Source organism: Flavobacterium gilvum, from assembly GCF_001761465.1.
In the GTDB taxonomy this organism is placed as follows: Bacteria; Bacteroidota; Bacteroidia; order Flavobacteriales; family Flavobacteriaceae; genus Flavobacterium; species Flavobacterium gilvum.
On sequence record NZ_CP017479.1, the window covers coordinates 4338642 to 4357086 of the forward strand.

17 protein-coding genes are annotated in these 18445 nt (G+C 34.9%); 8 read left to right on the forward strand and 9 right to left on the reverse strand.

The features are described from left to right. Nucleotides 1-67: 67 nt before the first annotated feature. Complete coding sequence (locus EM308_RS17585; protein ID WP_070261884.1) at nucleotides 68-2491, reverse strand: TonB-dependent receptor; 2424 nt, start codon at nucleotides 2489-2491, stop codon at nucleotides 68-70. A gap of 53 nt (nucleotides 2492-2544) precedes the next feature. Further along, a complete protein-coding gene (locus tag EM308_RS17590) occupies nucleotides 2545-4242 on the reverse strand; it encodes a M23 family metallopeptidase (protein ID WP_035637467.1) in 1698 nt (565 codons plus the stop codon). Nucleotides 4243-4421: 179 nt separating this feature from the next. Between EM308_RS17590 and EM308_RS17595 the strand changes: the two genes are divergently transcribed. The 3 genes from EM308_RS17595 (at nucleotide 4422) to rny (ending at nucleotide 6785) form a co-directional block, all read left to right on the forward strand. Then, nucleotides 4422-4712: a hypothetical protein gene (locus tag EM308_RS17595; RefSeq protein WP_035637465.1), complete on the forward strand. Its 291-nt coding sequence runs from the start codon at nucleotides 4422-4424 to the stop codon at nucleotides 4710-4712. Between the two features lie 7 nt (nucleotides 4713-4719). Continuing rightward, nucleotides 4720-5007 carry a cell division protein ZapA gene (locus EM308_RS17600; RefSeq protein WP_035637463.1) on the forward strand — a complete coding sequence of 96 codons (288 nt, stop codon included), beginning with the start codon at nucleotides 4720-4722 and terminating at the stop codon, nucleotides 5005-5007. 215 nt (nucleotides 5008-5222) lie between these two features. Then, entirely contained in the window at nucleotides 5223-6785 is a 1563-nt protein-coding gene (rny, locus tag EM308_RS17605; protein ID WP_070261886.1) for a ribonuclease Y, read from the forward strand. 91 nt (nucleotides 6786-6876) lie between these two features. Here rny and EM308_RS17610 read toward each other — a convergent pair whose 3' ends face one another. The 3 genes from EM308_RS17610 to EM308_RS17620 form a co-directional block, all read right to left on the reverse strand. Further along, nucleotides 6877-8379 carry a PAS domain-containing sensor histidine kinase gene (locus EM308_RS17610; protein WP_035641263.1) on the reverse strand — a complete coding sequence of 501 codons (1503 nt, stop codon included), beginning with the start codon at nucleotides 8377-8379 and terminating at the stop codon, nucleotides 6877-6879. Nucleotides 8380-8461: 82 nt separating this feature from the next. After that, a complete protein-coding gene (locus tag EM308_RS17615) occupies nucleotides 8462-9358 on the reverse strand; it encodes a site-specific tyrosine recombinase (RefSeq protein ID WP_035641261.1) in 897 nt (298 codons plus the stop codon). A 79-nt stretch (nucleotides 9359-9437) separates the two neighbouring features. Further along, a complete protein-coding gene (locus EM308_RS17620; RefSeq protein ID WP_035641259.1) occupies nucleotides 9438-9941 on the reverse strand; it encodes a porin family protein in 504 nt (167 codons plus the stop codon). Nucleotides 9942-10381: 440 nt separating this feature from the next. Between EM308_RS17620 and aroQ the strand changes: the two genes are divergently transcribed. Next, the gene (gene aroQ, locus EM308_RS17630; RefSeq protein ID WP_035641224.1) at nucleotides 10382-10795 is read left to right on the forward strand and encodes a type II 3-dehydroquinate dehydratase; all 414 of its coding nucleotides are present in this window, start codon (nucleotides 10382-10384) and stop codon (nucleotides 10793-10795) included. 51 nt (nucleotides 10796-10846) lie between these two features. Here aroQ and EM308_RS17635 read toward each other — a convergent pair whose 3' ends face one another. The 4 genes from EM308_RS17635 to EM308_RS17650 all read right to left on the reverse strand — a co-directional run bounded on the left by EM308_RS17635 (nucleotide 10847) and on the right by EM308_RS17650 (nucleotide 14179). After that, nucleotides 10847-11713 carry a cation diffusion facilitator family transporter gene (locus EM308_RS17635; protein WP_035641219.1) on the reverse strand — a complete coding sequence of 289 codons (867 nt, stop codon included), beginning with the start codon at nucleotides 11711-11713 and terminating at the stop codon, nucleotides 10847-10849. A 99-nt stretch (nucleotides 11714-11812) separates the two neighbouring features. Further along, on the reverse strand, nucleotides 11813-13129 hold the full coding sequence (gene murA, locus EM308_RS17640) for a UDP-N-acetylglucosamine 1-carboxyvinyltransferase (protein WP_035641217.1): 1317 nt from the start codon (nucleotides 13127-13129) through the stop codon (nucleotides 11813-11815). A gap of 43 nt (nucleotides 13130-13172) precedes the next feature. Then, on the reverse strand, nucleotides 13173-13880 hold the full coding sequence (locus tag EM308_RS17645; protein WP_035641215.1) for a DUF4290 domain-containing protein: 708 nt from the start codon (nucleotides 13878-13880) through the stop codon (nucleotides 13173-13175). A 2-nt stretch (nucleotides 13881-13882) separates the two neighbouring features. Beyond that, nucleotides 13883-14179 (reverse strand): DUF493 family protein, encoded by a 297-nt coding sequence (locus EM308_RS17650; protein WP_035641212.1) that lies wholly within the window; start codon nucleotides 14177-14179, stop codon nucleotides 13883-13885. Nucleotides 14180-14553: 374 nt separating this feature from the next. Between EM308_RS17650 and EM308_RS17655 the strand changes: the two genes are divergently transcribed. From EM308_RS17655 to EM308_RS17670, 4 genes are all read left to right on the forward strand, one after another. Then, complete coding sequence (locus tag EM308_RS17655) at nucleotides 14554-15087, forward strand: AAA family ATPase (RefSeq protein ID WP_035637641.1); 534 nt, start codon at nucleotides 14554-14556, stop codon at nucleotides 15085-15087. 52 nt (nucleotides 15088-15139) lie between these two features. Then, nucleotides 15140-17035, forward strand: coding sequence for a RecQ family ATP-dependent DNA helicase (locus EM308_RS17660; RefSeq protein ID WP_035637638.1), 1896 nt, complete (start codon nucleotides 15140-15142; stop codon nucleotides 17033-17035). Then, nucleotides 17035-17982, forward strand: coding sequence for a methionyl-tRNA formyltransferase (gene fmt, locus EM308_RS17665; protein WP_035637636.1), 948 nt, complete (start codon nucleotides 17035-17037; stop codon nucleotides 17980-17982). Before EM308_RS17660 ends, fmt begins: the two co-directional genes overlap by 1 nt. Nucleotides 17983-18163: 181 nt before the next feature. Beyond that, a complete protein-coding gene (locus EM308_RS17670; RefSeq protein WP_035637634.1) occupies nucleotides 18164-18436 on the forward strand; it encodes an HU family DNA-binding protein in 273 nt (90 codons plus the stop codon). The last annotated feature ends 9 nt before the right edge of the window (nucleotides 18437-18445 follow it).

Here is an 18445-nt window from a genome sequence, read left to right on the forward strand (position 1 = left end):
CAAATTCATTAAAAAAAACACCATTTTCCCACCCCGGCTTACAGCCACCCCTCCAAAGGAGTGGAATTTACAACCTAGCATTCAATTTCAGGTTAAAAACTCGTGTAGTCATGTAATTCGGAATTGCATATTCTGTCTTGGTGTACACATCGCGCACCCAAGTATTTGTTATTGCATTTTGATTATTAAAAAGATTGAAAATTTCAAAACCCAAAGACAGTTCTTTAAATTCCTTGAAGAATTTCCTTTTGGACATTCCTACCTTTTGATCAATGAAAACTTTTGAAAAACCAATATCCACACGCCGGTAGTCATTCAATCTATTTTGGTATAAATAAGGATCGGCATAAGCGGGCGAACCACAGGGTAATCCCGTGTTGTAAACCAAATTAAGATATACTTTCAAACTCGGAATCTTTGGCATATAATCCTGAAACAAAAGACCAAATTTTAATCTTTGGTCTGTTGGCCTTGCGATATATCCTTTGTCATCGATATTCTCTTCTGTTTTTAGATAACCAAAACTAATCCATGAATCGGTTCCGGGAACAAATTCTCCATTCAACCGTACATCCAAACCTTGAGCATAAGCAACCGCATTGTTATCGGCCGCATAACGAATCCTTACATTATCAATCGTATAAGGATTAACATCAGTCATTTTTTTATAATAGGCCTCTGTCACCAGTTTAAAAGGTCTTTGCCATATTTTGAAACTATAATCATTTCCTAAAACAAAATTTATCGATTTTTGAGCTTTGACATTGGTCTGCACTACCCCATCATAATCGCGCAATTCCCTATAAAATGGCGGCTGATTATAAATCCCTGCCGAGAACCTAAAAAGTATATCTTTTTTCCAATTTGGCTTTATGCCAAATTGAGCTCTCGGACTAAAAACCGTTTGAAAATTCCCGTTTAAATTGTCCCCAGAAACTTCCCAACTTTGCATACGAACACCCAAATTATACCAAATTTCATTTTTCCCCAAATTACCCTTATGCCCCCATTGTCCATAAGCCGAAAACCTATCGATATTGGTAAAATTTGTCGCTTTTACATATTGGTACGGAAGCAACAATCCTTCATAAGGCTGATAGGGCTCATCGTTTTTGGGCAACACTTTTGGCGGTCGTATCGCAAACCCAGCTGAATCAATCATTTCCCATTCCGAAATTCGGTCTCGAATGGATTCTCTAGTATATTTTACCCCCCACTGAATTTGATTTTGCTTCCAATTTTTTAACCCTTTTACTTCCAAATTGGCAATTAAAGCATCCAAATCATTTCGCGCGTGATTGAGCTGAGAGCCCACTCCTCTTGAATACATAATATCTCCATAAGTATCGGAACCAACATTGGTATCAACTTCTCCCAAACGGTATTGTGCGTAAATATCAAAATACTCTTGCTCGATAGTATGAAATAGGGAACCTATAAATTTCAGTGTAAAAGTATCGCTCACCTGATAGGTTGTTTTTAACGCTCCAAAATAAGTATCGTATTTGTCTTTTTCCATGCCATTATAGTAAACAGCAAGAGCCTTTGGAGCATCGGCAGTGCCAAAATTCGTCTGACGCGTTAAAGGCTGATACAAATATTTGTTTTGCGAAATATTCCCCAGAAAACTCCATTGCCATTTTGGAGAAGCCTGATAATTGATATTGGCCTGTATATCTGCAAAAGTCGGAGTGTAATTGGTTTGGGTTTCCTCACTGTTAACAAGAAGACTATTGTTTCGATACCTGATTCCCGTTATTGCCGACCATTTTTTGTTTTTGGAAACCGCATCCACGGCAAGGCTTCCACCAAGGAAACTCATTTCCATAATAGCACCAAATTGTGTCGGATTTCTATACGTTATATCCAAGACCGAAGACATTTTATCTCCATATTTAGCCTGAAAACCTCCCGCCGAAAAATCAATATTCTGAACCAAATCGGTATTGGTAAAACTCAATCCTTCCTGTTGTCCCGATCTGATGAGAAAAGGGCGATATACTTCTATTTCGTTAACATAAACCAGATTCTCATCATAATTTCCACCTCGAACAGCATATTGTGTACTCAACTCATTATTGGAATTGACTCCGGGCAAAGTTTTCAAAACGTTTTCGATACCGGCATTGGCTCCAGGCACAAACCGAATGTCTTTGGCTTCAAAAGTAACAATCCCCTGAACTGCTTTTTTATTGGTAGAATTAACGACAACTTCTCCCATCTGCTCCTCATAATCACTCATGTTCATATTAAAAACAAAAACTTCATTTGGAGACAATGAAACTTTCAGACTGACTTTTTTTAAGGAAACATGGGTAAAAACTACCGTAACATCTTGATTGGCAGGAATTGAAATTTGATAAAAACCCTGTTCATCTGTCTTTGTAATAGCAGTCAGACAGGTCACATTCACCCCTTCTGCCGGAAGATTCTTTTCGTTCAAAACAACTCCTTTTACAATAGCCGTTTGAGCAAATGAATTTATTCCCATCCATAAAAAAACAAAACAATAAAGAGGTTTAAAAATATTCAATAGATTTTGTTTTACGGTTTCTTATTTCTTAGAAAATGTGTTACAAAAGTAGTAGAATTGCCTACATTATCAACCACAATAACTTTTAATTCATTGTCTCCCTCGGCTACAATTCCGTCATCAAAGTCATGGGTTAAAACTCCTGTTTTGTTATCGTATTCCATCAAAATCCACTTTCCGTTGAGATAGCCGTTATACGCTTTAATACCCGACATACTATCAGAAATACTAACTCGCAGCAATTTTTGAGCATCCAATCTTTTCCCTTCAATTGGTTTTGCAATCTTTATCACAGGAGCAACAGTGTCCATCGCTAATTTATACTGACCCAGCGTTTTCACTTTTGTCTCATAAACATTGCCTTTTTCACGAGTTGTATTATAACTTATCCTCGTTCCCTCTATACGACCTATGAAAACTTTGTCTTTTTTATCAGCAGGAAAACTATCATTTTCCATGGTGATTGTAAAATTGCTGTGCGCCGGAACAGTATCATCATGAACTGTTAAAACATTATTTTTTACATCAAAATTCAAATTAAAATCACTGTAGAATGTTCCCGCCGGAAAAAACACGGAACATTTATCTTTTTCAAAAAAACAATCCTTCGACGTTTTTACAAAATAATTCGAAACAACAGGTTCTTTTTCGATTATAGTCGAAAGCAAATCGTACTCTACCGGAATCGCAATTTGGGTTTTGTTTCCATAAAAATCCGTAACCTGCAAATTACAAGCCGAAATCAAATTGGGTTGCACTGTCAGAATCCCATTCGATTCATCAGTCCTAATAATACTCAAATTATAACGTGGATCCATAAATAATTTTTGAACCCTTTGCCCTGTTTTTTTATACTTCGAATAATCGATTAAAGCGTTTACATAACGCATTTCGTCAAAAGAATAGGTGTTAAATTGATACCCAAAAATTGGTTTTCCGTTGCAGGACAAGTTCACATCAAAAACGCCATTTCGGTTAAAGGAAACATCGTCATAATCATAAGTAATGACACCAAATCCTATTTTTCCGTTGGCAACAACTTTGTCAGCCAAATAAGTTCCGTCTTTTTGCAGAGACAAATTAATTGGGATAGGCCGCTGGGAATGATTAACTGTTGTTTTTGAATCAAGTGGATAAACATACAAATTAGAAACAATCGGGTTTTTGGTATCTTTCAAAAAAGCATCAAAACCAAAAAACATCGGATTAATGATTTTCTCCGTTTTGGTATCCCGAAATTCAAAATGAAGATGTGGCCCCTCTGAAGAACCTGTATTACCAGAAAGCGCAATTAATTGTCCTTTCTTAACAGGCATTTCATTAGGCTTAAAATACATTTCAATTTCAAAAGCCTTTTCCTTATAATGCGTTTTTTTTATAAAACTTTCAATAGAGTCGGTTGCTCTTTGCAAATGGCCATAAACCGAAGTATAGCCATTTGGATGATCGATATAAATTGTTTTTCCGTTACCAAAAGTAGAAATCTTAATTCTAGAAACATAACCATCAGCAACCGCATATACATTTAAACCCTCTCTTTGCTGAGTTTTTATATCAAAACCGGCGTGAAAATGATTAGGTCTTAATTCGCCAAAATTCCCTGACAATTGAATCGGAATATCTACCGGTGAACGAAAATAGTCTTTAGGATAATCAGTTTGGGCAAAAAGAATAGTGGTAAAGAGGATGGAAAAAAAGGAAAATTTCATACAATACATTTTTGCTAAGATAAAAAAAGGAAGCAAACCCCACAAGACAAAACAAACACAATACACAACACACTAGTTAATAATTAGTTAATTAAATTAACGTAAAAAAATCGATAAAATATTGCATTAATAAAAAGGAATACTAACTTTGTAAGATTAAGTAATGAATAGGAATTATAATGAGTGTGATTGCAGAAATAATTGATACTCTAGAAAATAAGATTGGAAAACTTTTTATTAAAATAAAAAGTTTAGAACAAAACAATCATGAATTAAATACAGAGTTACAAAATGCTGCAGTGTTAATACAAAATCAATCCAATGAGATTGAATCGCTAAAAACACAAATAGAAACACTCAAAATAGCCAATACATTATTAGGCAGTGACGACAATAAAAGAGATACAAAGCTTAAAATAAATTCAATAATTCGTGAAATTGATTACTGTATAGCACAGCTATCAGATTAGTAAAAAAATGGACGAAAAGCTTAAAATTAAGATATCAATTGCTGACAGAGTTTACCCATTAACAGTAGATTTTGCTCAGGAGGAAGGACTTAGAAGTGCTTCAAGAAAAATTGATGCAATGATAAAGCAATTTGAAGAAAATTATGCCGTAAGAGACAAACAAGATGTATTGGCCATGTGCGCTTTACAATTTGCCTCTCAAGTAGAACAAAAACAGATTGACAACATCATAAATGGCGAGGAAACCATTGAAAGATTGAACAAAATCAATTTGCTTTTGGACGAATATCTCTAAACACAAGACGTTCTTTACATAGACTAAGATACTGCCTACATTAGTTCATATTGGTAAACTCAACACTAACAATTTAGAATGAGCGAATCATCACTACTAAAGTATGCCACGCTTCGGCGAGGAAACTTGAACAGTGAGTTAGCCCAAAACTTGTCTTTTCGAGTTTATACAACTTCTAATGTAGGCTTTTTTATATATTAATTTTTTTTACAAACATGGACATCATAACAATAATTATTTCAGGAATTGCAGGTATTGCACTAGGATTTGGTCTAGCCAAATTCATAGAAAAAAGCAACATCTCTAATTTGATTAAAAGCGCAAAAAAAGAGGCCGCATCTATACTAAAAGACGCTAATCTTGAAGCTGAAAACATAAAGAAAGATAAAATTCTTCAGGCAAAAGAAAAATTTATTGAACTAAAAGCTGAACACGAACAAGTTATTTTGGCGCGAGACAAAAAAGTAGCCGAAGTAGAAAAAAGAGTTCGCGACAAAGAATCTCAGGTTTCAAATGAATTATCCAAAGCTAAAAAAGTAAACGATGATTTTGAAGCCAAAACTGCTGAGTACAATTCAAAAATTGAAAATTTAGAGAAAAAACAACAAGAGGTTGACAGGCTTCATAAAAGTCAATTACAACAATTGGAAGTTATCTCTGGATTATCTGCTGAAGAGGCCAAAGAACAACTTGTTGAAGGCCTGAAAGGAGAAGCGAAGAGCAAAGCAATGTCGCATATTCAAGAAACTATTGAAGAGGCAAAATTGACTGCACAACAAGAAGCCAAGAAAATCATCATTAACACTATCCAGAGAGTTGGAACAGAAGAAGCTGTTGAAAACTGTGTATCTGTTTTCAACATCGAATCGGATGATGTAAAAGGAAGAATCATCGGGCGTGAAGGTAGAAATATCCGTGCACTTGAAGCCGCAACAGGCGTTGAAATTATCGTAGACGACACTCCTGAGGCCATTATTCTTTCTTGTTTTGACCCGGTTCGCAGGGAAATCGCCCGTTTGGCATTGCACAAATTGGTTACAGATGGACGTATTCACCCAGCACGTATTGAAGAAGTTGTTGCCAAAACTACCAAACAAATTGACGACGAAATCATCGAAGTAGGTAAACGTACCGTGATTGATTTAGGAATACACGGTTTGCACCCAGAATTGATAAAAGTAGTTGGAAGAATGAAATACCGTTCTTCTTACGGACAAAACTTATTGCAACACTCACGTGAGGTTTCTAAACTTTGCGGAATCATGGCTGCCGAATTAGGACTGAATGTTAAACTTGCCAAAAGAGCCGGTTTACTTCACGATATCGGTAAAGTGCCAGATGCAGAAAGTGATTTACCACACGCTCTATTAGGTATGCAATGGGCTGAAAAATATGGCGAGAAAGAAGAAGTTTGCAACGCAATTGGAGCTCACCACGACGAAATAGAAATGAAATCATTGCTTTCGCCAATCATTCAGGTTTGTGATGCTATTTCAGGTGCCAGACCAGGAGCCAGAAGACAAGTTTTGGATTCATACATTCAACGTTTAAAAGACCTTGAAGATGTTGCTTACGGATTTAGCGGAGTAAAAAATGCCTACGCTATCCAAGCCGGTAGAGAACTTCGTGTAATTGTCGAAAGTGAAAAAGTATCAGATGAAAATGCTGCTAATTTATCATTCGAAATTTCACAAAAGATTCAAACTGAAATGACTTACCCTGGTCAAGTGAAAGTTACCGTAATCAGAGAAACTAGAGCTGTAAATATAGCAAAGTAAGCGCTCTCAAATTCCAAGTTATTAAATTCCAAATTCCAATTATTTTTAAATTGGGATTTGGTTTTTTTTTGCCATTTGAACAATAAAAATATTACCCCTTCTTAAAATAAATCTTAAAGGTTGTTCCAAAGTTTAGCGTACTTTCGACTTCTATTTTCCCTCCCATATTTTCAATTTGATTTTTGGTTAAATACAAGCCCACTCCCCTTGCATCATTGTTCCTGTGAAATGTTTTGTACAACCCAAAAATTGAATCCTTATGTTTTTCCAGATCAATTCCTAATCCGTTGTCTTTTACATTCAAAACCACGAAATCATCATTAGCTTCGGTGGTAAAAATGATCTTTGGTTCTTTACCAGGATCCGAATATTTAATTGCATTGGTAACCAGATTTAGCATGATGCTTTCCAGATAGGCAGGAACACAAAACACCTCAACTGACGACGGGATATAATTCATGACCTGAATCCCTTTTTGTTTTATCGAGTCGTTCAAAACGTCGAGAACTTTATCAATAAAAATATTGACTTTTAAGGACTGCATATTGCTTTCCTTTTCGGCATATATACTCACCAAATCATTCAGATTTTCAATCGTGGAGAACAATTCATCCGAAACAATCTGAATATTACTCAAAGTGTCAACATCCGACAAAAGTGCTTCTTTATGCAAATCCAACAAAGATTTAATATTTCCGCTGTGCGTCCTTAAATTATGGGAAACAATATGCGCAAAATTCAGCAACTTATTATTTTGAATATTTACAATTTCGAGCATTTTGGCCAATTCGATTTCTCTTTCCTTTTGAACAGATATATCAGTATGAGTACCAACAATTCTCAAAGGCTTGTCATCAGCATCTCTTTCAATTACTTTGCCACGGTCCAGAATCCATTTGTACCTACCATTACACAAAACCCGATGACAGGTCTCATAAAATGGAATTTTATTGTCAAAATGAAGATTTATGTTACCATAATATTCTTCCCTGTCGTCTGGATGAACTCTCTCGTCCCATTCTTCGGGTGCTGCAACCAAATCCGATTCTGTCAGTTCCAGAATTTTCATCGATTCTGAAGAATAATATACTTTATTAGTTATCAAATCCCAATCCCAAACTCCCCTATCTGAAGCTTGTACAGCAAAATGATATCTCTCATCGGCTACTTTTAGTCTTATTTCCTGTTCTTTTACAACCGTTATATCCGAAATAAGTCCGTAAAAAACCACTTCTCCACTGTCATTTTTCTTTGGTGTCGCATCAATACGAAGCCATTTATAGCCGCTTTCAGGCAACAGCAATCTAAAATCAATTTCCCATTTTTCATTACTAGAAAGTGCCGTTTCATATGAATCCAAAAAGCTTTTTAAATCTGGCTCATAAATTTTATAATTTGACAATTTGTAGGAGTCTTCCAAAAATTCATTTATCGAAAATTCATTTAAAAACTCAATAGGCTTACTCAAAAAATCGACAGTTATCTGTTTTTGAGAATTCACCCTTATCTGAAAAATAATATTCGGAAGCTGTTTGATTGAACTTTCGTATAATCTATTTAAATCTTCCGGGTTTTTATGAGCTGTAAAAATCATTAATTCTAATATTTTTTAATACAATTGTAAAAATATTGAATTCCACACAACCATTAACACAAAAAACCGAATTTTATTCAAATTATCTTCTAGGATGATAAGCATTCATTACTTCTGTCAAATATTTTCTATCCAAATGCACATAAATCTCTGTAGTCGTAATAGATTCATGTCCAAGCATTAACTGAATCGAACGTAAATCGGCACCATTTTCCAATAAATGAGTCGCAAATGAATGCCTAAAAGTATGTGGACTGATTTTTTTATTTAAATTAATTTTTACCGTCAAATCCTTGATTATTGTAAAAATCATCGCTCGGGTCAATTGCCTTCCTCTTCTGTTCAGAAACAAAGTATCCTCAAAACCTTTTTGAATGTCCAAATGGACTCTGATTTCGTTTTTATAAATCTCTATATATTTACGGGTCAAATCACCAACGGGAACAAAACGCTGTTTATTTCCTTTTCCGGTAATTTTGATAAATCCTTCCTCAAAAAACAAATCGGATATTTTTAAGGCAACCAACTCCGAAACCCGAAGCCCACAACCGTATAAAGTTTCCAACAAAGCACGATTGCGCTCTCCTTCGTTCGAACTCAGGTCAATTGCAGATATAATGGCATCAATCTCTTCAACAGCGAGGGTATCTGGTAATTTGCGGCCGGTTTTGGGAGATTCAATTAATTCCAAAGGATTGTCGTTTCTAAAATCTTCAAAAATCAAATAGGAAAAAAAACTTTTCAAACCCGAAATTATTCTGGCCTGGGATCTTGGATTTACTTCTTTGGAAACTGCATAAATGAATTGTTGCAGCGTTTCTTCGCCAATAGCAATCGGTGAAACCTTAATCGAATTTTGATGCAAAAAAGAACATAATCGTTCAATATCAAAAGAATAATTATCAATGGTATTCTTTGACAAACCCCTTTCAATCTTAAGATAGGACTGATAACTTTTTAAATACGATTCCCAATTCATAGAGCCAAAGTAACATATTTTTGACCATAAAAAAAACCTTCCTGAGGAGGGAAGGTTTTAAATATATTTTCTTTTTGGATTAGAAATGCAATGCAAATCCTATATTCAATTGGAAAACATCATCATAAAAATCGTTGTTTAAAGAAATATTGTAACGAAGACCTGGCTCAAGAGAAATATTTTTTCCGATAAACCAAGCATATCCACCTTGCAATCCAAAATATGATGGATTTTCTCTAGCGTGCTCAATACTTGCTCCAGTGAAAGAAGCCTCTAAAGGAAATTTGTTTAGCAAATAATATTTAGCTCCTAATTTATAAGAGAAAACAGTGTTACCAAAATCTCCGTAACCTAAACCTGCTTTAACAGCCAAATTATCAGCAACAAAGTAACCACCTTCAGCTCCTATATTCCATTGAGTATCTCCATCAGAAGAAGATAATTGAAAACTGGTGTTACCAACTTGAGTAGCTCCAAAATTTGTGTTAGCTTCAACTAACCATTTTCCTTTTTTTGTTTGTTCTTGTGCATTTGCAAAACCAAATGCTAAAACTGCAACCATTGATAAAATAATCTTTTTCATTTTTTTTGATAAATTAATTGGTTATTCGTGCGGCAAAACTATGGTATTAAACGCCAAAGAATCAAGTTTTAATATAAAATAACTATTAAAAAAAGTTAAAAAATTTCATTTTAAAACATAACAACCTTATTAACAACAACTTATACATTACTAAGATTTTAAAAAAACAACTAAAATATTTAGTAATTTTTTTTTCTAAAACAATAAATTATAAAAAAATTCTTAATTTTTTTAACTGTAAATCAAACACTTAAATCCTAATTCTAAAAAACAAATGGCGAATTTTTCGGCTTTATTTCTTTTAAAAAAAATAATATCACATACTTTTATAAAAACTGAACTAATTATATAAAAGGGTTTCTTTATTTTTACAGGCATTGTAAAATAATCTGTTGAGATGTAAAATTGATCCCAGCAAACCTTAATAAACAAAACCATTTATGAAAATCTGTATTATCAACGGCCCAAATTTGAATCTTTTGGGAAAAAGAGAACCCGAAATTTATGGAAGTCAGACTTTTGAAGACTATTTTGAAATTTTGAAAAACAAATTCCCTCAACTGGAACTGACCTACTATCAAAGCAACATTGAAGGCGAATTGATAGGAAAAATTCAGGAATACGGTTTTACTTATGATGGTATAATCCTCAATGCGGGAGCCTACACACACACCTCTATAGGAATTGGCGATGCCATCAAAGCAGTAACCACACCTGTGATAGAAGTTCATATTTCGAACACTTATGGCCGCGAAAGTTTCAGACATCAATCCTATATTTCTGGAAATGCAAAAGGAGTAATTTTGGGCTTTGGTCTGAAAAGTTACGATTTGGCCATACAATCCTTTATTTAATACTTTACAAAAAAACCAATACTTAAAATTGTATTGGTTTTTTCATTTTTACTAATCCGGTTCAATATGAATCAATACATGACCCAATTCCGGTATTTTCTCCCGAAGTGTATCTTTCAGCAAATGTGACAAATCGTGCCCTTCTTTTACCGTAATATCCCCATTTACACGAGCATGAAGATCAACGTGGTATTTCATTCCCGCTTTACGGATAAAACATTTTTCAGTGTCGATAATACCTTCCACTTGGTGAGAAACCTCTCTGATTTCTTCGACTAAGTCGTCATAAAGATGCTCGTCCATAATTTCGCCAAGTGCCGGCCTAAAAATCAAATAACTATTATAGATTATAAACAATGCGGCAAACAATGCGGCCCAATCATCGGCAGCTTCATAGCCTTTGCCTAAAAACAATGCCGTCGAAATCCCGATAAATGCGGCAACCGAAGTTATGGCGTCACTTCTATGATGCCAGGCATCTGCTTTGAGAGAAGAACTATTAGTCTCTTTGCTTCTTTTCATCACCAATCGAAACGAATACTCTTTCCATAGAATAATGGCACCGAGAACATAAAGCGTCCAAGATTTTGGCAATTCGTGTGGAGTCTGAATATTTGTAATACTTTCGTAACCAATAACTGTAGCCGACGTTATTAAAAAACCAACCACCAAAAAAGTAATTAATGGCTCGGCTCTCCCATGTCCATAAGGATGATTATCGTCTGCAGGTTTACTGGAATATTTTATACCAAACAATACCAAAAACGAAGCAAAGATATCTGTTGTAGATTCTATCGCATCGGCAATTAGGGCATAAGAATTTCCAAAAAAACCAGCCGCCCCTTTTATAAGAGCCAAGGAAGTATTCCCAATGATACTGAAATAAGTTGCCTTAATGGCTTTTTGTTCATTAGACATTTTTTTGCCTTTTTTGTATTAAAAAAATCGCTTAAACAAATTTAATTTTCTCGTGAAAATAATTTCTTTAAGCGATTTTGAAAATTATTGTATTGATTTTTATTGTTTTTCTCGAACTATTTTGGCCCCTATCGCTCTTAGACGTTCGTCAATGCGTTCGTAACCACGATCAATTTGCTCAATGTTTTGTATTGTACTGGTTCCTTTGGCAGAAAGTGCAGCAATCAACAAAGAGATTCCCGCACGAATATCTGGAGAAGACATTGTTGTTGCTTTTAGGATTGATTTAAAATCATGTCCGATAACCACTGCTCTATGCGGATCGCACAACATGATTTTCGCCCCCATATCAATTAGTTTATCTGTAAAGAATAAACGGCTTTCAAACATTTTTTGATGAATCAAAACATCTCCTTTAGCCTGTGTGGCAACTACCAATACGATGCTCAACAAATCGGGTGTAAATCCTGGCCAAGGCGCATCGGCAATTGTAAGGATTGAACCATCAATATCTGTTTTTACTTCGTAGCCATCTTTATGTTCTGGGATAAAAATATCATCTCCTCTTTTTTCTAAAGTAATCCCCAATTTTCTGAATACACTTGGAATCACCCCCAAATTTTCCCAGCTTACATCTTTAATTGTGATTTCGCTTCTTGTCATAGCCGCAAGACCAATCCAAGAACCGATTTCAATCATGTCTGGCAAAATTCTATGTGTACAGCCACCAAGTTTTTCAACTCCTTCGATGGTTAATAAATTAGAACCAACTCCTGTAATTTTGGCTCCCATAGAATTCAACATTTTGCAAAGCTGTTGCAAATAAGGCTCGCAAGCCGCATTGTAAATAGTTGTTGTCCCTTTGGCCAAAACTGCTGCCATTACAATATTGGCAGTTCCTGTTACCGAAGCTTCGTCCAGTAACATATAATTTCCAGTAAGTCCATCAGGAGCTTCTACTCCATAAAAATGGTCTTCTCTGTTGTATCTGAATTTTGCTCCTAAATTGATGAACCCTTCAAAATGAGTATCCAATCTACGGCGTCCAATTTTGTCTCCACCTGGTTTTGGAATATATCCTTTCCCGAAACGTGCCAAAAGCGGTCCAACAATCATAATAGAACCACGAAGAGAACCTCCTTCTTTCTTGAAAGCTTCTGTTTCCAAGTATCCAACATTTACCTCATCTGATTGAAAAGTATAAGAACCTGGGCCTAATTTTTCAATTTTAACGCCCAAATTCCCCAAAAGTTTTATCAATTTATTGATATCGATAATATCCGGGATATTGTTGATTGTTATTTTTTCCGGAGTTAAAAGTACTGCACACAAAATTTGTAATGCTTCGTTTTTTGCTCCTTGAGGTATTACTTCTCCTTTTAGACGAACGCCTCCTTCTATTTTGAAAACTTCCATTTATTTATTTTTAGGTTCTAAGTTTCTAAGACTCTTAGTCTCTTTATTTTTTTTGAAACAGTTTTGGTTTTCCCGTTTTGTTTTTATTGTTGTTTTGATTTTTTTGCTGTCCTGCAGGGCCTATTTTATTGGAAACCCTTTTATTGGTTCTTAGTAAATCAGTCGTGTTTAACAACTCCTCTGAACTTTGCAATAAATTAAGTTTCCCGTCAGACAATTCATAAAGATGTTCGAAAATTACTTCGTCTTTTACGGTATCTTTATTCCAACTCAAATAGGATTTTTTCATGTGATTGGCAATTACTTTTACCAATGCACTTTTCATTTCTCCTTCTTCCCATTTGTTAGCTACGTCAATCATATATTTGATATTATTCCCGTAGTATCTGTATTTTGGGTAATTTTGAGGGTATTTTAATACATCTGGTTTCAGCTGCAATACTTCTCTTGAGGGAATAGGATAAGGGGAATCGGCGATTAATTTAAAATCGGACATAATGAATAGCTGATCCCAAAGCTTATGCTGAAAATCGGGTACGTCACGCAGGTGCGGATTCAGGCTTCCCATAACCTGAATGATGTATTTTGCCGCTTTGTTGCGTTCTGCATCATCTTCAATTGAGGTAGCTTGCTCGATCAATTTTTGCAAATGACGACCATACTCTGGAATGATTAATGGTTTTCTTTCGGAATTGTATTCCAAGTTGAAAACTACATCATTCGCATTTTCTTTTTTATATTTTTCGATCATAATTATAAGGAAACTATACCTTCTATTGTGGATAATTCTTGGTACTTATCTATTATTTCCTGTGAATCTTTGACAGTTACATCAACTGAAACACTAGTGAATTTTCCTGTTTTGGATTTTGTCGTTTTGATTACGGCTCCCATACAATTGAAGGCATCTTCTACTTTTTGGATGTTTTCTTCGGTTGTGGGAACTATAAATTTAAACAAATATTCTGCAGGCCAGGAATTGCTTTTATCCAACTCAACTTTTAGTCTTTCATAAAACTCTGCAGTCTTTTTCTCTTTATCGTTGTCCATTCTTAAATTAAAAATAAAGGCAAATATACGTTTTAGATTTTAGATTTTAGATTTTAGATTTAGGAATTATGCTTCAAATGCTTTATCACTGACAATTTTCTTTATTTGATACTGTTTTTTCAATCAAAATAATATTTCCAAAAAAGCACAATGACTGCTCTTTAACCCTGATGGGAGCGGCATCTTTTTTATTTTATCTGGTCAGGGTTCCAAAACCCTGACCAGATAAAATAAAAAAAATATAGCGGACAGCAGGAACCCATAATTCCTGAAAATGCCCCATGATTCGTTCCTCAATTTTAACATAATCTATAACTGATTTCCCTTTTTAATTCCCAATAAGTTTGAGTATTTTTGCCGCTTAATTACAAAAAGTGCAGAAAGAAATTATTGTCATCATTGGCGGGCCGGGTACAGGGAAAAGTTCTATCATAAAAGGGTTAGAGACAAAAGGCTATTGCTGTTATCCCGAAATTTCGCGTGAAGTTATACTTGAGGCTCAAAAAAGAGGTATCGAACAATTGTTCCTTGAAGATCCTTTATTGTTCAGCCAAATGTTGCTTGATGGTAGAATAAACCAATTTAAGAATGCTGAAAAAGAGCCTCACAAATTGGTTTTTATTGACCGTGGCATTCCGGATGTCGTTGCTTATCTGGACTTTATTGGTGATGATTCTCCTGAACATTTTGACAATGCCTGCCGTGAAAATGTGTATGACAAAATTTTCATTCTTCCGCCTTGGGAGGACATTTACGAAAGCGACAGCGAGCGTTATGAAAATTTTGAACAGTCAAAAACTATTTACAAACATCTCAAGCAAACCTACACCAATTATGGCTATAATTTAATTGAAGTGCCAAAAGATAGTGTAGATAACAGAATTCTTTATATATTAGATAAAATTTAGCAATTTATTGTATTTCAGTGCGATAAAATATTAGAAATCTAAACCGGAAATAATGTCTGAAGCATTAGCAATTCTTCAAAAGTATTGGCAACATTACTCCTTCAGATCACTACAAAAAGAAATAATCGATTCGGTTTTGAGTGGTGAAGACACCTTTGCCTTAATGCCAACAGGCGGAGGAAAATCCATTTGTTTCCAAGTTCCAGCCATGATGAACGAGGGAATCTGCTTGGTGATTTCGCCACTGGTTGCCTTAATGAAAGACCAAGTTGCCAATTTACAAAACCGTGGCATCAAAGCTATTGCATTAACCGGCGGTATACGATCTGAAGAGATGATTGACTTGTTGGACAATTGTCAATTTGGAAATTATAAATTTTTGTATCTGTCTCCTGAACGTCTGCAATCGGATTGGATTTTGGAACGAATAAAAAATCTCCCAATAAACTTAATAACTATAGACGAAGCGCATTGTGTTTCGCAATGGGGACATGATTTTCGTCCGGCTTATTTGAAGATTTCGGCTCTGAAAACCTATTTCCCGAAGGTTCCCTTTTTGGCCTTGACGGCTACTGCCACTCCAAGGGTAAAAGAGGATATTATCAAAGAACTTGGTATGCACAATCCGCAACAGTTTGAAAAATCTTTTGCCCGAAAGAATATTGCCTATATGGTTTTTGAAGTGGAAGACAAACTTTTTAGGATACAACAAATTCTTAAAAAAAATCCACAGCCTTCGATTATCTATGTTCGAAACAGAAAATCGTGTCTGGATCTATCGACCCAATTGAAAAGCTTGGGATTTAATGCCACTTTTTATCATGGCGGACTTAGCTCACGAGAAAAAGAGCAAAATATGCAGCTCTGGATGGAGGAAAAAGCACAGGTTATTGTTGCCACAAATGCTTTTGGGATGGGAATTGACAAACCCAATGTAAAAACAGTTATCCACATTCAATTACCCGAAAACATAGAGAATTATTATCAGGAAGCAGGACGTGCGGGAAGAAACGGTGATAAGGCATATGCCATTTTGCTGACTAGCCCATCTGATGTAATTCAAACCGAAAATCAATTCATAAACGTTTTGCCAGACAAAGCTTTTTTGAATACGATGTATGTAAAACTCTGCAATTATTTTCAGATAGCTTACGGCGAAGGAATAAACGAGGAATTCACTTTTAACCTGCATCATTTTTGTTTGAAATATGGATTTCCTGACCTTAAAACTTTCAATGCTATTCGGTTTTTGGACGGGCAGGGCGTTTTGACTTTGTCTCAGGAATTTTCAGAAAAAATTACACTTCAGTTTTTAATTCCATCCAAAGAAGTCATTCGATATACAAGTCTAAATCCCAACGACGAAGAAATTATTCTGACCATTCTTAGAACCTATCCCGGAATTTACGACATGCAGACTGCTTTCAATTTAACAATGATTGCAAAAAAATCTCATCACTCTGAGTCCGAAATCCTGGCGGTATTACATAAACTGAAAGAAAAAGACATTATAGAATATCATTCCAAAAACAATGACGCGACTTTAATTTTTAATGAAATTCGGGAAGACGAAAGGACTATAAATAAAGTTTCTAAATATCTCGCAAGGCAAAATGAACTCAAAAAAGATCAATTGCAATCGGTTCTTAATTATATAAAGGAAAAAAAAAACTGCAAAAGCAAAATGATTTTAGATTATTTTGGAGAAAAAGCAGAAACCGATTGTGGCATTTGTTCTTATTGCATAACCCAAAACAAACCTAAAAAAGATCATAATGTTCTTTCTAAAAAAATCATGGATTTGCTAAAAAATGAAGATTTAAATTCAAGAGAAATCCAAGACAAGACAAAAAGTACCGCCGACGATGTTATCTTTGTACTGCAACAATTATTGGAAGATGAACTTTTAATAATTCAGAAAAACAATAAATACACTTTAAAAACCTAATGGAAAAATTACGAATTGTATTTATGGGAACTCCTGAATTTGCCGTTGGCATTCTGGATACCATAATCAAAAACAACTATGAAGTAGCAGGTGTAATTACCGCCGCTGACAAACCGGCCGGCCGAGGTCAGAAACTGAAATATTCAGCAGTTAAGGAATATGCTTTAGAAAATAATTTAAAACTATTGCAACCTACAAATTTAAAAGATGAGAGTTTTCTCGAAGAATTAAAATCATTAAATGCTAATCTTCAAATCGTGGTTGCTTTTAGAATGTTACCAAAAGTAGTTTGGGAAATGCCTTCATTGGGAACATTCAATCTTCACGCTTCGCTTCTTCCTAATTATAGAGGAGCAGCTCCCATTAACTGGGCAATCATCAACGGAGAAACAAAAACAGGTGTAACCACTTTTTTTATCGATGACAAAATAGATACAGGAGCAATGATTTTGAGCGCTGAAACCGACATAGAACCAAATGAAAATGCCGGGCAATTACACGACAGGTTAATGCTCTTAGGGTGTGATACGGTAATAGACACTTTGAAAACGATTGAAAGCGGAAATGTAACAACATCCATCCAAAGTGACCCTTTGGATATCAAAACTGCATATAAACTGAACAAGGAAAATTGCAAAATTGATTGGTCAAAATCAATTACTGAAATTCACAATTTGATTCGGGGACTGAGCCCTTACCCTGCTGCTTGGTGTTTTTTTAGTGATAAAGACGAAGAATTAAACATAAAAATCTATGAAGCAAAGGCTATTTTAGAAAAACACACCTATCCAACAGGAAGTTTATTTTGTACCAAAAAAGAAATAAAAATTGCAGTTACCGAAGGTTACATTCAAATACTGTCTCTTCAATTTCCGGGGAAAAAGAAAATGACTGCTGCAGAAATATCAAATGGCGCTACTTTTTCGGAGAAAGCGAAGGTTTATTAACATCAATAAAAATAGGCTTTTAGGAGGTGTTTTCTCAGAATTTTAGCCTACTTTATGAACAAAGAATGTAAGTTATCAACAAAATGGACTAAAAAAGAGCAAAACACTTGCAAAGACCGTATTTCCTATTAATTTTGTTATAATTAACAATTATTTTAACCAACATTAACATCAAATTATTATGAACAAATCAGAATTAATCGACGCTATCGCTGCTGATGCAGGAATTACAAAAGCAGCTGCAAAATTGGCATTGGAATCATTTTTAGGAAATGTAGGCGGAACTTTGAAAAAAGGAGGTAAAGTATCTTTAGTAGGATTCGGTTCATGGTCAGTTTCATCTAGAGCTGCAAGAGACGGAAGAAATCCTCAAACTGGAAAAACTATTAAAATCGCTGCAAAAAATGTTGTAAAATTCAAAGCTGGAGCAGATTTAGAAGGAGCAGTAAACTAAGAAATAGTT

What these genes read in the sequence shown, in the direction of transcription:
- EM308_RS17585 (WP_070261884.1), bottom strand. Translation starts at nt 2,491, where the DNA reads ATGGGAATAAATTCATTTGCTCAAACGGCTATTGTAAAAGGAGTTGTT.
- EM308_RS17590 (WP_035637467.1), bottom strand. Translation starts at nt 4,242, where the DNA reads ATGAAATTTTCCTTTTTTTCCATCCTCTTTACCACTATTCTTTTTGCC.
- EM308_RS17595 (WP_035637465.1), top strand. Translation starts at nt 4,422, where the DNA reads ATGAGTGTGATTGCAGAAATAATTGATACTCTAGAAAATAAGATTGGA.
- EM308_RS17600 (WP_035637463.1), top strand. Translation starts at nt 4,720, where the DNA reads ATGGACGAAAAGCTTAAAATTAAGATATCAATTGCTGACAGAGTTTAC.
- rny (WP_070261886.1), top strand. Translation starts at nt 5,223, where the DNA reads ATGGACATCATAACAATAATTATTTCAGGAATTGCAGGTATTGCACTA.
- EM308_RS17610 (WP_035641263.1), bottom strand. Translation starts at nt 8,379, where the DNA reads ATGATTTTTACAGCTCATAAAAACCCGGAAGATTTAAATAGATTATAC.
- EM308_RS17615 (WP_035641261.1), bottom strand. Translation starts at nt 9,358, where the DNA reads ATGAATTGGGAATCGTATTTAAAAAGTTATCAGTCCTATCTTAAGATT.
- EM308_RS17620 (WP_035641259.1), bottom strand. Translation starts at nt 9,941, where the DNA reads ATGAAAAAGATTATTTTATCAATGGTTGCAGTTTTAGCATTTGGTTTT.
- aroQ (WP_035641224.1), top strand. Translation starts at nt 10,382, where the DNA reads ATGAAAATCTGTATTATCAACGGCCCAAATTTGAATCTTTTGGGAAAA.
- EM308_RS17635 (WP_035641219.1), bottom strand. Translation starts at nt 11,713, where the DNA reads ATGTCTAATGAACAAAAAGCCATTAAGGCAACTTATTTCAGTATCATT.
- murA (WP_035641217.1), bottom strand. Translation starts at nt 13,129, where the DNA reads ATGGAAGTTTTCAAAATAGAAGGAGGCGTTCGTCTAAAAGGAGAAGTA.
- EM308_RS17645 (WP_035641215.1), bottom strand. Translation starts at nt 13,880, where the DNA reads ATGATCGAAAAATATAAAAAAGAAAATGCGAATGATGTAGTTTTCAAC.
- EM308_RS17650 (WP_035641212.1), bottom strand. Translation starts at nt 14,179, where the DNA reads ATGGACAACGATAAAGAGAAAAAGACTGCAGAGTTTTATGAAAGACTA.
- EM308_RS17660 (WP_035637638.1), top strand. Translation starts at nt 15,140, where the DNA reads ATGTCTGAAGCATTAGCAATTCTTCAAAAGTATTGGCAACATTACTCC.
- fmt (WP_035637636.1), top strand. Translation starts at nt 17,035, where the DNA reads ATGGAAAAATTACGAATTGTATTTATGGGAACTCCTGAATTTGCCGTT.
- EM308_RS17670 (WP_035637634.1), top strand. Translation starts at nt 18,164, where the DNA reads ATGAACAAATCAGAATTAATCGACGCTATCGCTGCTGATGCAGGAATT.